Genomic DNA, 269 nt, shown 5'->3' with positions numbered 1-269 from the left:
GCCGAAGGTGGTGAAGCGTCGGCCGGGCTGCACCGATCGCATCGGGCAGCGTCAGGCCGAGCAGCGATGCCGTGTGCCGCAGCACGGTTCCAAGCTTCGAGATATCCATATCGACGGTATAGCCGCCGGCGCCCGCCTTGCGACGGTCCTGCGCAAACTTGACGATCTGCTGGGTGGTGAGCCGCGACGCAAAGTGACCTTCGAATGCATCCTCGAGCCGCTGCAGTATGTAGTGCTCGTTCGATTTCGGCACCACTGCGCGCTTTGAA

The 269-nt window shown here is 62.8% G+C and carries 1 protein-coding gene; it reads right to left on the bottom strand.

What is annotated here, in order from left to right; all coding sequences use genetic code 11:
* Positions 1 to 269: hypothetical protein (locus SB724_RS20330; protein ID WP_410572682.1), on the bottom strand; the 269-nt coding region annotated here is incomplete at both ends.

It is taken from the genome of Bacillus sp. SIMBA_031 (assembly GCF_046535225.1).
Taxonomy (GTDB): Bacteria; Bacillota; Bacilli; order Bacillales; family Bacillaceae; genus Bacillus; species Bacillus velezensis.
Note: the sequence above shows the minus strand (reverse complement) of the source record. Positions and strands in the feature narration are given on the sequence as shown.